Origin of the sequence: Methylobacterium mesophilicum SR1.6/6, assembly GCF_000364445.2 — a bacterium.
Classification (GTDB): Bacteria; Pseudomonadota; Alphaproteobacteria; order Rhizobiales; family Beijerinckiaceae; genus Methylobacterium; species Methylobacterium mesophilicum_A.
The window spans coordinates 2,710,958-2,724,173 of sequence record NZ_CP043538.1 but is presented as its reverse complement, the minus strand read 5'-3'; the positions used below and the strand labels follow the sequence as shown (position 1 = coordinate 2,724,173).

Sequence of the window (13,216 nt, the reverse complement as noted above, 5' to 3'; positions counted from 1 at the left end):
CACGCCGCGAAGCGGCACCTGCCTGCCCGCAGCCGCCCGGCCTACGCATTGCAAACGGCGTCGTTCGCCAGCATATCGCCTCCGCCATTTTCCCCACAGCGGAGACACCACCCGTGAGCGAGACGATCGAGCGGCACGAATTCGGGGCGGAGGTCGGACGCCTCCTCGACCTCGTCGTGCACGCGCTCTACTCCGACCGCGAGATTTTCCTGCGCGAACTCGTCGCCAACGCCGCCGACGCCATGGACCGGCGGCGGTTCGAGGCCCTCACCTCGGCGGCGAGCGCCCTGCCGCCGGACGCCAAGGTCCGCATCGCCCCCGACAAGGAGGCGCGGACCCTGACCGTCTCGGATGCCGGCATCGGCATGACCAAGGAGGATCTCGCCACCAACCTCGGCACCATCGCGCGGTCCGGCACCCGGGCCTTCTCGCAGACGCTCGAATCCGCCAAGGCCGAGGATCGGCCGAGCCTGATCGGCCAGTTCGGCGTCGGCTTCTACTCGGCCTTCATGGTCGCCGACCGGGTGACCGTCACGTCGCGCCGTGCCGGCAGCGAAGAGGCCTGGACCTGGGCCTCGGAGGGGCAGGGCAGCTACACGCTGGAGCCCGCGACGCGGTCCGAGCCCGGCACCGACATCGTGCTGCACCTCAAGGAAGACGCCGACGAGTACCTGGAGCCCTACCGGCTCGACCACCTCGTGCGGAAATGGGCGGACTTCATCACCGTGCCGATCGCCGTCGTGCGCGACGGCAAGGACGAATCGGCCAACCAGGCCACCGCCCTCTGGCGCAAGCCCAAGTCCGAAGTCACCGAGGAGCAATATGAGGAATTCTACCGCTCCGTCGGCATGAACTTCGACAAGCCCTGGGCGACGCTGCACTGGCGCGCCGAGGGACAGCTCGAGTTCTCCGCGCTGCTGTTCACTCCCGGCGCGAAGCCCTTCCAGGCCCTCGACAACGACCGGCAGAGCAAGGTCCGGCTGCACGTGCGGCGGATGTTCATCACCGACGAGGCGGAGCTGCTGCCGCCGTGGCTGCGCTTCGTCCAGGGCGTGGTCGATACCGAGGACCTGCCCCTCAACGTCTCCCGCGAGATGCTGCAGTCGACGCCGGCGCTCGCGCGGATCCGTCGGGCGGTGACCGGCCGCGTCGTCTCAGAACTCGCCACCCGGGCCAAGGACGCGGAGGGCTATCAGCCGTTCTGGGAGAATTTCGGCGCCGTCCTCAAGGAGGGCATCTACGAGGATTTCGAGCGCCGGGGCGAGATCGCGCCGCTCCTGCGCTTCCGCTCCTCGGCGGCGGAGGGCTGGACCTCGCTGCCCGACTACGTGTCCCGGATGAAGGACGGGCAGGAGGCGATCTACTACCTCGTCGCCGACGATGCCGAGGCGCTGAAGTCGTCGCCCCAGCTCGAGGGATTCAAGGCGCGGGGCCTGGAGGTGCTGCTCCTCTCCGATCACGTCGACGCCTTCTGGCCGGACCAGCTCGGCACCTTCGAGGAGAAGCCGCTCCGCTCGATCACCAAGGGCGGGCTCGACCTCTCGAAATTCGCCTCGGACGGCGAGCAGCCGGCGGCCCCGGAGGGGATCGACGCCTTCGTGGCTGCCGTGAAGACGGCGCTCGGCGCTGAAGTCTCGGACGTGCGCACCACGGACCGGCTGGTCGATTCGGCGGTCGTCCTCTCGGCCGGCACCGGCGGTCCCGATCTGCAGATGCAGCGGCTGATGCGCCGGGCCGGACGTCCCGGCGCCGGTCAGCCGGTCCTGGAGATCAACCCGCGCCACCCGCTGATTCGCGCCTTGGCTTCGGCTCCAGAAGCCGAGCTACCGCAGGCGGCCGGCACGCTGCTCGATCTCGCCCGGATCCAGGATGGTGACAGCCCCCGCGATCCGGCCGCCTTTGCCCGGACGGTGGCGGCGGCTCTGGCTGCGGCCCGCGGCGCCTAGAAGAAGGGGGACATACGCGGCGGGAATGCTGCCCGCCGCGTGTGTCTCCACACACATCCGTTCCCGATGATTGCGGGTTCGGTTGATCATTCGGAAATGGTCAAGCCATAACTTCGCCACCGGTCGGGCGCATGCCCGCTCGATGGCGCGGGCGCGGTGGGGGCCGCACGCGTCTCAGCCGAACCCTTTCGCGCGCATCGGGCGCGCCTCACGGACGCTGCATGAATCCGGTCGAGGCTCAAGCCGGCAACGGACAGGCGGTCGCGGCGGCGCGGACGCGGGCACATGCCCAGGCCTACCGCCACAGCGGCCGCGTGCGCGCGATGCGTCGCCTGATCCCGGTCGCCGCCGGCGGCTCGGTGGTGGCGCTGCTCGCCTACCTGTTCAACCCCTTCGCGGCCAATCTTCCGGGTGTCTCCGTCGGGCCCGTGACCCTCGCCGGCTCCAAGGTGCGGATGGAGAATCCGCGGCTCGCCGGCTTCCGGCAGGGCACGCGCGGCTACGAGGTGACGGCCGACGCCGCTCTGCAGGACGTGCGCAAGCCGAGCCAGATCGAGCTCCAGCAGATGCGCGGCCACATCGCCACCGACGACCAGGGTGGCGTGGCCCGGCTCTCGGCCGCCTCCGGCCTGTTCGACACGGCCCGCGAGGCCCTCGACCTCAAGGACGACATCCGGATCTGGACCGACAAGGGCGAGGAGGCGCGGCTGCGCTCCGCCGCCGTGACGTTCAAGACCGGCGCGATCAGCTCGCAGGAACCCGTCGTCGTGTCGAGCCCGCGGGCTACGGTGAACGCCGACACCCTCGACGTGGTGGAGAGCGGCAAGCGGATCTCCTTCGTCGGCAACGTCCACGTGGTCATCGTGAACGACGATGAGGTGGCCAAACCGGGCGACAGGCCGTCCGAGAACAGGCCGCCCGAGAAGGTGCCCTTGCGCATCCAGACCTCGGACGCGCAGCCGGCGGACGGCACCCGATGAGCGCTGCCCGAATCCTCTGCGCCGTCCTGGCGGCGGGGCTGATGCTCGGCGGCCCGGCGCTCGCCGAAAAGTCGGCGGCGCGCAAGGACTCGCCCTTCGGCAATATCGGCGGCGGCGGCAAGGACCCGATCAAGATCGACGCCGACCGGCTCGACGTGTTCGACAGGGAGAACCGGGCGGTCTTCGCCGGCAACGTGGTGGCCGTTCAGGGCGACAGCACGATCCGGTGCTCGACCATGACGGTCACCTACAAGCGCGGCAAGGACACGCCCGGCAAGGCCGCCAAGGGCGAGATCGCGGAGGCGTCCGAGGCGGCCCCGCCGCGCAATCCGGCGGAGAACGGCATCCAGAAGGTCGATTGCGCCGGCCCGGTGACGGTGGTGCAGAAGGATCAGGTCGCCACGGGCGACCATGCGGAATTCGACCAGGACGCGAAGCGGATCGTTCTGACCGGCAACGTCGTGCTCAGCCAGTGCCAGAACGTCACCCGCGGGCAGCGGCTGGTCTACGACATGAACACCGGCCGCGCCAACATGGACCCGGTGCCGGGCGGGCGCGTCTCGGCCCTGTTCGTGCCGGGCGAGAAGGCCGAGGCCAAGGACGGCAAGGGCAAGGGCTGCACGCAGCCGCCGGCGGGTCCGTCGGCGAAGCCGCGGACACAGGTCAATTGAGCGGCGCCGTGGCATTCCAGGCTGGTCCGCAACCATCCGCGGGCCGCGCGACATGGCTCGGCCGCCTGTTCGGCCGGCACGCGCGACAGCAGGACGATCCCGTCATCGGGGCGGATGGCTGGTCCGCCGCCGACGCAGGCGGCCCCGGCATCCTGAGCGTGCGCGGCCTGCGCAAGAGCTACGGCGCCCGCACGGTGGTCCACGAGGCGGGGCTCACGGTCCGCACCGGCGAGGCGGTCGGCCTGCTCGGACCGAACGGCGCCGGCAAGACCACGATCTTCTACATGATCACCGGGCTGGTGGCGGCCGACCGCGGCGATATCACCCTGGACGGCCTGCCGATCACGCATCTGCCCATGTACCAGCGGGCCCGGCTCGGGATCGGATACCTTCCGCAGGAGGCCTCGATCTTCCGCGGGCTGACCGTGGAGGACAACATCCGCGCCGTGCTGGAGGTGGCGGAGCCCGACCGCAAGGAGCGGGCGCGCAAGCTCGACGCCCTGCTGGAGGAGTTCGATATCGCCCGCCTGCGCAAGTCGCCCTCGATCGCGCTCTCGGGCGGCGAGCGGCGCCGCTGCGAGATCGCCCGGGCGCTCGCTTCCTCGCCGACCTTCATGCTGCTGGACGAACCCTTCGCGGGCATCGATCCGATCGCGGTGGGCGACATCCAGGACTTGGTGAAGCACCTCAAGCAGCGCGGCATCGGCGTGCTGATCACCGACCACAATGTCCGCGAGACGCTCGGCCTCATCGACCGGGCCTACATCGCCCATTCCGGCCGAATCCTCACCGAGGGCACGCCCGAGGAGATCGTGGCGAACCCCGAGGCGCGGCGCCTGTATCTCGGCGAGGATTTCAGGCTCTGAACCGGTTCTCCGGTCCAGGGCACAAGGTATCCCCGTCTGCGCGAAGAGAGCGAGGCGAATCAGGCCTCGCGACGACGGCGCGACCGGGGCGGCGACCGCTTACCCCTTCCAGTTCTTCAGCGCCGCGAACGGGCTGTCCGACCCGGCGGGCTTCTCGGGATTGAGCACCGGTTCCACCTGGGCGATCGCGTCCGCCATCGAGAAGGCCGAGCCGCTCTGAAGTCGGCCGCCCGCCGCGTCCCTGTGGCCGCCGCCGCGGAACAGCCGGGCGCCGTCGAGCGCCGTGCTGTCATTCGAGCGGAACGACAGCGTGCCCATCCGCTGTACGTTGACCACGCGCTTGGCCCGCCCCGCATCCATGATCAGGTCGGAGACCCGCTGGAAGGTCCCCGCGTCGAGGGCGAAGGACAGGAGCGTGCCGTCCTTGAGCGGGCGGAAGAGGGCGTCCGATCGGGCGAGCGCCCGGGCGAGCCGCATGCGCGTGGTGAGCGCCGGATCGTCGTCGGGAGCGTCTCGAAGCAGGGCGTCGACCACGCCCGTGCGGATCGCCGTGGCGCGCCGCTCCAGATCGGCCGGGTCCGCGCCATCCCGCAGGGCAGCGGCGGCCGCGAGCAGAATGTCGGACACGAAGCGGTCGTGCCAGGGATGACCGACCGGCACGTAGCTGGAGACCACGTCCCAGAACAGCTCGTCCAGCGCGAGGCCGCCGCGGAAGGCCGGGCTCTCCTTCCGCCAGAGGTCGAGGGCGTCCACCGCCGTGAGGAAGCTCGCGAGATCCGTCGCGGGCTCCTGCGCGGCGAAGAGCGCCCGGTGTTCGTAGGTCATCCGCGTCGCGCAGATGTCCTCCTCGATGAGGATCGCGATCTCGGGGTCGTTCAGGTCGATCCGGTGGAGGCCCGGGCGCGCCGGATCGGCGGCCGGCTCCAGGCCAAGGCGCCGCAGCTGGTCCAGCGACGAGGCATGATGGTCGAGAACGACGAGGCGGTGCTTCCGGCCCTCCTCGCGGCGGCGGTTCAGGGCGGCGAACTTCTTCAGTCCCGCGATCGTCTGCTCCTCCAGCCCGAGGTCGGTCATCAGGAGGATCTCGCTCTCGGCGGCGCGGCCGAGGCGCTTGATCTCGTCCTCGAAGACCGGGCCGACATCGCTGTAGCGGGGCACGTGCACGACGCGGTCGACCGGCGCGCAGGCGGCCGCCACCGTGGAGGCCCCGTAGCCGTCGAGGTCGTGGTGGGTGATCTGGGTCAGGCGCAACGGTGCTGTCTCGAACGGTGAGGGTGACGGGCGGTCTACGACGCCCCGCGCCGCGAGGCGAGGGGCGACGGACTCTTCCCCCCGATCCGGTTCGGTGCAGAATGGGACCGGGCCCTCACGAGTCGCGCGCGACCGGTGGGACCCTGGAGACCCCGAAGGGGCCCGTCAGCTTGGGGAGGACACGATGGCCGAGGATACGATGGTCACGGCCGCGACGCCGCGCCTCCGGCGTATCCAGATGATCTCGCTCGCGCTCCTCGTGACGGCGGGCGTCGTCAACTACGTCGACCGCGCCACCCTGGCGGTGGCCAACCCGCTGATCCGCGAGGATCTCGGCCTCTCCATCCCCGACATGGGGCTGCTGCTCTCGGCGTTCCTGTGGGCCTACGCCTTCGCGCAGCTCCCCGCGGGCGCCCTGGCCGACCGGCTCGGCCCGCGCCTGACGCTCACCCTCGGCCTCACCTGCTGGTCCCTGGGCCAGATGCTCGGCGGCGCCGTGACGTCGTTCTGGCAGTTCGTGAGCGCGCGGATCGTGCTCGGTGTCGGCGAGGCGCCGCATTTCCCGACCTGCGCCCGGGTCTCCCGCGACTGGTTCAACATCCGCCAGCGCGGCACCGCCACGGGGATCTGGAACTGCGCCTCGTCGCTCGGCACCTTCCTGGCCCTGCCGCTGCTCACCTTCCTGATGGTGAGCTTCGGCTGGCGGGCGATGTTCGTGATCATGGGTATCGCGGGGCTCGGGCTCGCCGCCATCGTCTACCTCGTGTTCCGCAACCCGCGGGAGTCCGACCTGACGCCCGGGGAGCGCGCCTTCCTGGAGGAGGGCGATGCGCCGAACGCGAGCAGCGCGGTCACCTGGAGCGCCTGGCGCCGGCTGTTCGGGTTCCGCACCAGCTGGGGCATGATCGTCGGCTATTTCGGCTGCATCTACATGACGTGGCTCTACACCGCGTGGCTGCCGAGCTACCTTGAGATCGAGCGGCACTTCACCCTGCAGAAGACCGGCCTGGTCGGCTCGATCCCGTTCGCCTTCGGGGTCTTGGGCGGGATCCTCGGCGGCCGTGTGGTGGACGTGCTGGTCCGGCGCGGCGTCGACCCGATCCGCAGCCGCAAGATCCCGATGGTCGCATCCCTGGTGGCGACCGCGGCCTTCACCGTGGTGGCCGCCCTGACGCCGAGCGACACGCTCGCCATCGCCTGCATCTCGGCCTCGCTCTTCCTCGTCTACATGAGCTCGTCGTCCGCCTGGGCGATGGCCTCCGTGGCGGCGCCCGCGAGCTGCACCGCCTCGCTCGGGGCGATGCAGAATTTCGGCGGCTATATCGGCGGCGCCCTGGCTCCGACCGTCACCGGCTTCATCGTCGGCGGGACCGGCCATTTCTCCATGGCCTTCATCACCGGCGCCGCGATCGCCCTGGTGGCCGCCCTCGGCTACTGGACCCTGATCCAGGAACCGATCGCCGAGGAGGTACCGGCGGCCCCCGTCATGGGCGGTCTGCACGCGGCGCCCTGAGGCGATCCTGGTGTCACGCGTGCCCCGCGGCGATGCTGGGGCGAGCGATGCGGGCCGGCTCGATCAGTCGGTCCGGCCTCCGGAGCGGGCACACGGTGGCGAGGGCCTCTGGCTGACCAGATCTTCGGAGATCAGCGGACGATTGCGCGAGCACGAATATACGATCTACATTCGTGCCGATCGGTGGCGCGTATTTGGGATGGGATCTGGGCGGCCTCATGCTGATCGGCAGGATCCGGCGGCTCGGAAGCAGGTCCGATGCCCAGCCTGATCCGCGATCCTGTCGCGCGCTTGCGCGACGATCTTGAGGCCGGGTTCCAGCAGGATCTCGAAGAGGCGGTGTTCGACGCCGCGCGCTGGCCGGACCTGATCGAGCGGGCCTCGCGTGCCTCCGGCAGCGAGGGAGCCCTGCTCCTCCGCTCGGATCGGATGGGGCTCGACGCGATCCACACGCCGTCCCTGGACGATGCCGCGCAACGCTACTTCGGCGAGGGCTGGTACCGCGAGGATTATCGCCTGCGCGGCCTGCCGTTCATGCGCACGCGCGGCATCGCGGTCGATCAGGACTTCACCACGCCGGAGGAGATCGCGCGGCTGCCCTTCTATCAGGATCTGCTCGCATCCCGCGGCCTGCGCTGGTTCGCGGGGATCGGCTTCGAGGTGAAGGGTCGGCTGTGGTGCCTGTCGCTCCAGCGGACGGTGGCGCAGGGCCCCTACGAGCCGCACGAGCAGGAACGGTTGGCGACCCTGTCGCCGCTTCTGCGGCGTGCCGGCCTGCTCACCGCGATCGTCGAGAAGGCCCGTCTGGCCGGGCTGACGCAGGCCTTCGAGGTCATCGAGCGGGCCGCACTCGTGCTCGACTCCGAGGGCCGCGCGCTCCGCTGGAACGAGGCGTTCGGTGCGTTGCTCGGCACGGATCTGAAGCTCGCCGGCGGGCGACTGGTTGCGGAGGATCCAGAAGCGGCGCGTCACCTGGAGGCTCTGGCACGCCCGTACGGCCGGCCGCCGTTCTCCGCCGTGGCGGTGGAACGCCGGGACGCGCCGCCGATGGTGCTCCATGTCGTCCCGCTGGTCGGGCCGAGCCGCGGATTGTTCGCGGGCGGATGCACGCTGCTCCTGGCGCGGGTTCCGGGGGCCGCCACCGTACCGGCCGCGGCGCTTCTTCAGGTCGCCTACCGGCTCACGCCCGCGGAGGCGCGGCTGGCCCAGGCCCTGTCCGGAGGCATGTCGCTCGCCGAGGCGGCCTCCCGCTACGCGATCACCGCCGCGACCGCCCGCTCACAGCTCAAAGCGATCTTCGCCAAGACCGGAGCGACCCGCCAATCCGATCTGGTCCGGCTGGTGACGGGGCTCGCGCGCTGACCGGACAACCCGTCGTGACCGGCGATTGCGGAACGGGTCCGGGCGCGGAGCCGTTTCGACAGGGACAACAGGAGAAACCCGCGATGACCCATCGGATTGCACTCGTCTCCGCGCTGACCATCGGCGCCCTGCTGGCCGGCGCGCCGGCCGAAGCGAAGGGATGCCTCAAGGGCGCGGTCGTCGGCGGCGTCGCCGGGCACATGGCCGGCCACGGCAAGATGGGCGCCGCCGCGGGCTGCGCCGTCGGCCACCACAACGCCAACAAGAAGGCGAAGCAGGGCTGATCGGACCCGCATTCCCTCTCGGCTGAAGGCCGGTCGCAGCGTCGAGCCCGGCGCCGACCTTCATGATACCGAAGCCGGATCCCCAGCCAGGATCCGGCTTCGCCGCGTCAGGCTCGCCGGCAAACCGGCCCTTCCTCGCGGCGCCCGTCCTCGCCCGCCGCAATGCGCCGCAATGCGCCCCGCGCATTGCCGGACCAGAGCGGTCTCGCATATCCTGGCGCCGTGACAGACGCGATACGCCCAGCGAATGCGGCCGACCTCCCGGCCATCACGGCGATTTACGGCGAGGCCGTCGCCACCACCACGGTCAGCTTCGAGACAGAGCCCCCGGGCGTGGACGAGATGGCCCGACGCTTCGCCCTCCTGCGCGACGGCGGTTTTCCCTATCTCGTCGCCGAGCGGGACGGCACAGTCGCCGGCTACGCCTATGCCGGCCCCTACCATCAGCGCGCCGCCTATCGATCCACCGTCGAGGATTCGATCTATGTCGCGCGCACCTTCCGGGGCGGTGGGGTCGGCCGCGGCCTGCTGGCGGCGCTGATCACCGCCTGCGAGCGCATCGATTGCCGGACGATGGTCGCCGTGATCGCCGAGAGCGGCTCTCCCGCCTCCGTCGCGCTGCACGCGAGCCTCGGCTTCACGCCGGTCGGCACCCTGGCGGCAGTCGGCTACAAGCACGGACGCTGGCTCGACGTGAAGCTGATGCAGCGCCCCCTCGGGCCCGGTCGGGGCGCCCCGCCGACGCGGACCTGACGGGTCCCGGACGCCCGGCCGGACCCGCCGCGCCGCTTCAGCCCTAAGCTGCGTTGTCATGATGCGGACAACTTCGCGCGGGAGAGGGCGGGCATGAAGCGCATGCCCGCCCGGCGCGGGCGCGAGGACGCGGGCAAATGACTCCGACCGCACGCGAACGGTTTTCGCGAAGGCGGTCGAGTCTCCATCACGGCGCGCGAGGCAAGGAGTTCGGGAATGAGGTTTTCTTCGATCGGCCGCCGGGTCGCGCCCCTCGCGGTCCTGGCGGCCGCGGCTCTGGCGGGTCCGGCGCACGCCGCGACCCCGACCGACCCCAGCGGCACCTACCTCACGGAGGATGGCCGCGCGCGCGTTCGCCTCGAGAAGTGCGGGACCGCCGGTGACCGCCTGTGCGGATACGTGGTCTGGCTGAAGGTCCCGCTCAACGAGAAGGGCGAGCCGCGGATCGATTTCAAGAATCCCGATCCGAAGAAGCAGACCCGTCCGTCGCTCGGCCACCAGCTCATCATGGGGCTGAAGCCGAACGCCGACGCCCATTACGAGGGCAAGATCTACAACTCCGAGGACGGCAAGTCGTACGACGTCACCATCTGGACGGACAAGCCCGGCGAACTCACCGTCCGCGGCTGCCTGATCGCGTTCCTGTGCAAGTCGCAGACTTGGAACAAGGTGACCGATCTCGCTCCGGGACAGCTCGCCGGTCCGACCAATGGCCCGAGCGGTCCGCACAGCGATCCGGAATTCGCCGGGCCGGCCGCCGCCACAGCCGGCGCGAGGCCGACCGCGAAGGCCGGCGCCAAGCCGGCCCCGAAGCCGGCCGCCGCGCCGCCGGCCCAGGAGTGAGCGGGGCTCAGTCCGTCAGCGCCGCGTAGGTCAGGACGCGCAGCTCGCGCCGGATCGGCAGCGCCGAGGACGGCACGAGCTGTGTCATCAGCACCACCGACAGGTCCTCGGCGGGGTCGATCCAGAACGCCGTCGAGGCCAGGCCGCCCCAGGCGACCTCGCCCGGTGTGCCCAGGATCTGGGCCCGCGCCGGGTCGAGCATCACCGAGAAGCCGAGGCCGAAGCCGATCCCCGTGTAGGACGTCTCGGCGAAGCGCGGCGTGCCCATCGCGGCGAGGTCGCCGGACAAGTGGTTGGCCAGCATCAGATCGACCGTCTTCCGGCCGAGGAGCCGTGTCCCGTCGAGCGTCCCGCGGTTGAGGATCATCCGGCAGAAGCGCTGGTAGTCGGCCGCCGTGGAGACGAGGCCGCCGCCACCGGAGGCGATGGCGGGGGGCTGGGCGAAGGCCGTCTCCACTGAATCGTCGAAGAGGCTCAGCCGGCGCTCGCGATCGTAGATGTAGGTCGCACAGAAGCGCGTCATCAGCTCGGGGCGGACGTGGAAGTCCGTGTCGGCCATGCCGAGCGGGGCGATGACGTTCTCGCGAAGGTAGTCGGCGAAGGGCCGGCCGCTCAGCACCGCCACGTACTGGCCCAGGACGTCGGTGGCGACGCTGTAATTCCAGGCGCTGCCGGGCTGCGCGAGCAGCGGCATCCTGGCCACGCGGCCGGTCATCTCGGCGAGCGTGCCCTCGCGCGCCAGGAAGTCGATGCCCTGCGCCCGGTACTGCGCGTCGACCAGCGTCGCCTCCATGAAGCCGTAGGTCAGGCCGGCCGTGTGGGTGAGGAGGTCGCGGACGGTGATCGGCCGGCGTGCCGGCTCGGTCTCGAGCTTCGCTCGGTTGCCGCCGACGGCGACGCGCATCTCGGCGAATTCGGGCAGCACCCGCGAGACCGGGTCGTCGAGTTGGAACAGACCCTGTTCGTAGAGCTGCATCACCGCCACCGAGGTGAGCGGCTTGGTCATCGAGTAGATCCGCGTCACCGTGTCGAGGGTGAACGGCGTCTCGCGGGCAAGGTCCGCCTGACCGCAGGCGCGCGCGAACGCCACCCGACCCCGCCGCGCCACCGACACCGAGAGGCCGGCGAGGCGTCCCTCCGCCACGAGCCGGTCCATCCAGGGCTCGATCCGGGCGAGCCGCTCCGCGCTGAAACCCGCGCCTGTCGGATCGATGTCGGTCAATGCGCTCATCCTGTCTCGCTCGCGCCCACGCTCGGTCGGCCGTCGCCCGATGGTTAGGGTGTGGCGGGGCAAAAATCACCCATCGGGCATTACCAGCCCATCGTGCCCGGACCGCCCTTGAACGGACCGACGATGCCCGGCGTGATCCAGCCGCCGTAGAAGCTTCCGGGCTGGGGCGTGACCCGGGCCTCGCCGACGAAGCAGGCATCCATCGGGCCGGCATAGAAGGCGATGTAGCCCGCTAGGTCGCGGAATGCCGGTGTCGGATCGGGGTAGGTCCAGGCGGCTCCGGGTGCGCGGCGGTCCCCGCCCTGCACGTCGAACAGCACGGCCTGCCCCTTCCACTCGCAGACGCCGCCGCGCCGCGGGCTCGCCAGGGCGCCGGCCGCGACGGCGTCCGGCGGGAGATAGTAGGTCGGCGGATGGGAGGTCTCGAGGACGCGGAAGCCGGCTTCCGTCTCGGCGATGACGCCGCCGAGCATCACGCGCAGCCGCACCGTCACCGGCTCCAGGCGCGGCGGGCGCGGATAGGCCCAGACGCTCTCCTCGCCGGGCCCGGCCGGATCCGGATCGGGCCGTGTCGCCGTCCACGTCATATCGAACCTCGCGCAAATCGCTCGCGCGGCGATATAGGGCGGTGCGCGCCCGGTTTGTCGGCGCGCCGCCCCGTGCTAGCCCCGCGCCGACGCTCAAGCCACGGAACTGCCCGCGATGGACATCGCCCTCTTCCTCGACTTCGACGGCACCCTCGCCGAGATCGCGCCGCGGCCGGACGCCGTGCAGGTTGAGCCCGGGCTCGTGGAAACCTTGGAGCGGCTCCGCGGCCGCCTCGACGGCGCGCTGGCGATCGTGACGGGCCGGCCCGTCTCGGTGATCGACGGTTTCCTGGCGCCGGCCCGCCTCGATGCGGCGGGCCTCCACGGCGTCGAGCGTCGGATCGCCGGCGCGATCAGCGGCGGACGGGCAGAGGATCACCCGGATCTGCGGCGACAGGTGGAGCGCCTCCACGCGGAGAGCGCCGCGCTGGCGAACGTGCTGATCGAGGACAAGGGCGCCTCGGTGGCGGTCCACTGGCGGCTCGCGAGCCCGGACGATGCCGGTCGGGCCGAGGCGCTGGTGAAGGCGGCGGCCGAGACCCTCGGAGGAGCGTACCGCCTGCAGCTCGGCAAGGCGGTCGGCGAGATCGTTCCGGCGCAGGCCACCAAGGCCCACGCCATCCGGGCCTTCATGGAGCAGGCCCCCTATGCCGGACGGATCCCCGTCTTCCTCGGGGACGACCGGACCGACGAGATCGCCTTCGCGTCGGTGACGGAGGATGGCGGCGTCGCCGTCCGCGTGGGCGACGGCGAGACCGCCGCGAGCCGGCGCCTGCCCGACCCGGCCGCCGTCCGCGCGCTGCTGCGCGCCTGGGCCGAGGGCGGCGCCATCGATCCCGAGGCGCTGCCGCCAGCCTGAGGATGCCCTATCATCGCAACCGCAGGGATGGGCACGCGTCCTGCCTGCACCGGACCAGCTAGCAGGGACA

13 protein-coding genes are annotated in these 13,216 nt (G+C 71.1%); 10 read left to right on the top strand and 3 right to left on the bottom strand.

Translation table 11 applies throughout. The features are described from left to right. Nucleotides 1-113: 113 nt before the first annotated feature. The 4 genes from htpG to lptB all read left to right on the top strand — a co-directional run bounded on the left by htpG (nt 114) and on the right by lptB (nt 4,463). Nucleotides 114-1,946 carry a molecular chaperone HtpG gene (gene htpG / locus MMSR116_RS12975; protein ID WP_010682716.1) on the top strand — a complete coding sequence of 611 codons (1,833 nt, stop codon included), beginning with the start codon at nt 114-116 and terminating at the stop codon, nt 1,944-1,946. A gap of 221 nt (nt 1,947-2,167) precedes the next feature. Further along, nucleotides 2,168-2,926, top strand: a complete 759-nt coding sequence (gene lptC, locus MMSR116_RS12970; RefSeq protein ID WP_010682717.1) for an LPS export ABC transporter periplasmic protein LptC — start codon at nt 2,168-2,170, stop codon at nt 2,924-2,926. Beyond that, nucleotides 2,923-3,597, top strand: a complete 675-nt coding sequence (locus MMSR116_RS12965; RefSeq protein WP_010682718.1) for an LptA/OstA family protein — start codon at nt 2,923-2,925, stop codon at nt 3,595-3,597. The genes lptC and MMSR116_RS12965 overlap by 4 nt, the downstream gene beginning before the upstream one ends. Nucleotides 3,598-3,605: 8 nt before the next feature. Beyond that, on the top strand, nt 3,606-4,463 hold the full coding sequence (lptB, locus tag MMSR116_RS12960; protein WP_010682719.1) for an LPS export ABC transporter ATP-binding protein: 858 nt from the start codon (nt 3,606-3,608) through the stop codon (nt 4,461-4,463). Nucleotides 4,464-4,562: 99 nt separating this feature from the next. Here the strand turns inward: lptB and MMSR116_RS12955 are convergent, their stop codons facing one another. Next, entirely contained in the window at nt 4,563-5,714 is a 1,152-nt protein-coding gene (locus tag MMSR116_RS12955) for a DHH superfamily phosphohydrolase (RefSeq protein ID WP_010682720.1), read from the bottom strand. Between the two features lie 199 nt (nt 5,715-5,913). Between MMSR116_RS12955 and MMSR116_RS12950 the strand changes: the two genes are divergently transcribed. The 5 genes from MMSR116_RS12950 (at nt 5,914) to MMSR116_RS12930 (ending at nt 10,469) form a co-directional block, all read left to right on the top strand. After that, nucleotides 5,914-7,227, top strand: coding sequence for an MFS transporter (locus MMSR116_RS12950; RefSeq protein ID WP_039892620.1), 1,314 nt, complete (start codon nt 5,914-5,916; stop codon nt 7,225-7,227). Between the two features lie 258 nt (nt 7,228-7,485). Next, nucleotides 7,486-8,589, top strand: coding sequence for a helix-turn-helix transcriptional regulator (locus MMSR116_RS12945; protein WP_010682722.1), 1,104 nt, complete (start codon nt 7,486-7,488; stop codon nt 8,587-8,589). A gap of 83 nt (nt 8,590-8,672) precedes the next feature. Then, nucleotides 8,673-8,873, top strand: a complete 201-nt coding sequence (locus tag MMSR116_RS12940; protein WP_010682723.1) for a glycine zipper 2TM domain containing protein — start codon at nt 8,673-8,675, stop codon at nt 8,871-8,873. Between the two features lie 222 nt (nt 8,874-9,095). Next, nucleotides 9,096-9,626, top strand: coding sequence for a GNAT family N-acetyltransferase (locus MMSR116_RS12935; protein ID WP_039892362.1), 531 nt, complete (start codon nt 9,096-9,098; stop codon nt 9,624-9,626). A gap of 216 nt (nt 9,627-9,842) precedes the next feature. After that, the gene (locus MMSR116_RS12930) at nt 9,843-10,469 is read left to right on the top strand and encodes a DUF2147 domain-containing protein (protein ID WP_010682725.1); all 627 of its coding nucleotides are present in this window, start codon (nt 9,843-9,845) and stop codon (nt 10,467-10,469) included. A gap of 7 nt (nt 10,470-10,476) precedes the next feature. Here the strand turns inward: MMSR116_RS12930 and MMSR116_RS12925 are convergent, their stop codons facing one another. Both MMSR116_RS12925 and MMSR116_RS12920 read right to left on the bottom strand, forming a co-directional pair. Next, nucleotides 10,477-11,700 (bottom strand): serine hydrolase domain-containing protein, encoded by a 1,224-nt coding sequence (locus MMSR116_RS12925; RefSeq protein WP_010682726.1) that lies wholly within the window; start codon nt 11,698-11,700, stop codon nt 10,477-10,479. Nucleotides 11,701-11,780: 80 nt separating this feature from the next. After that, nucleotides 11,781-12,287 (bottom strand): DUF427 domain-containing protein, encoded by a 507-nt coding sequence (locus MMSR116_RS12920; protein ID WP_010682727.1) that lies wholly within the window; start codon nt 12,285-12,287, stop codon nt 11,781-11,783. Nucleotides 12,288-12,402: 115 nt separating this feature from the next. On the opposite strand from MMSR116_RS12920, the gene otsB reads away from it, so the two are divergent. Continuing rightward, a complete protein-coding gene (gene otsB, locus MMSR116_RS12915; protein ID WP_010682728.1) occupies nt 12,403-13,146 on the top strand; it encodes a trehalose-phosphatase in 744 nt (247 codons plus the stop codon). Nucleotides 13,147-13,216 lie beyond the last annotated feature (70 nt).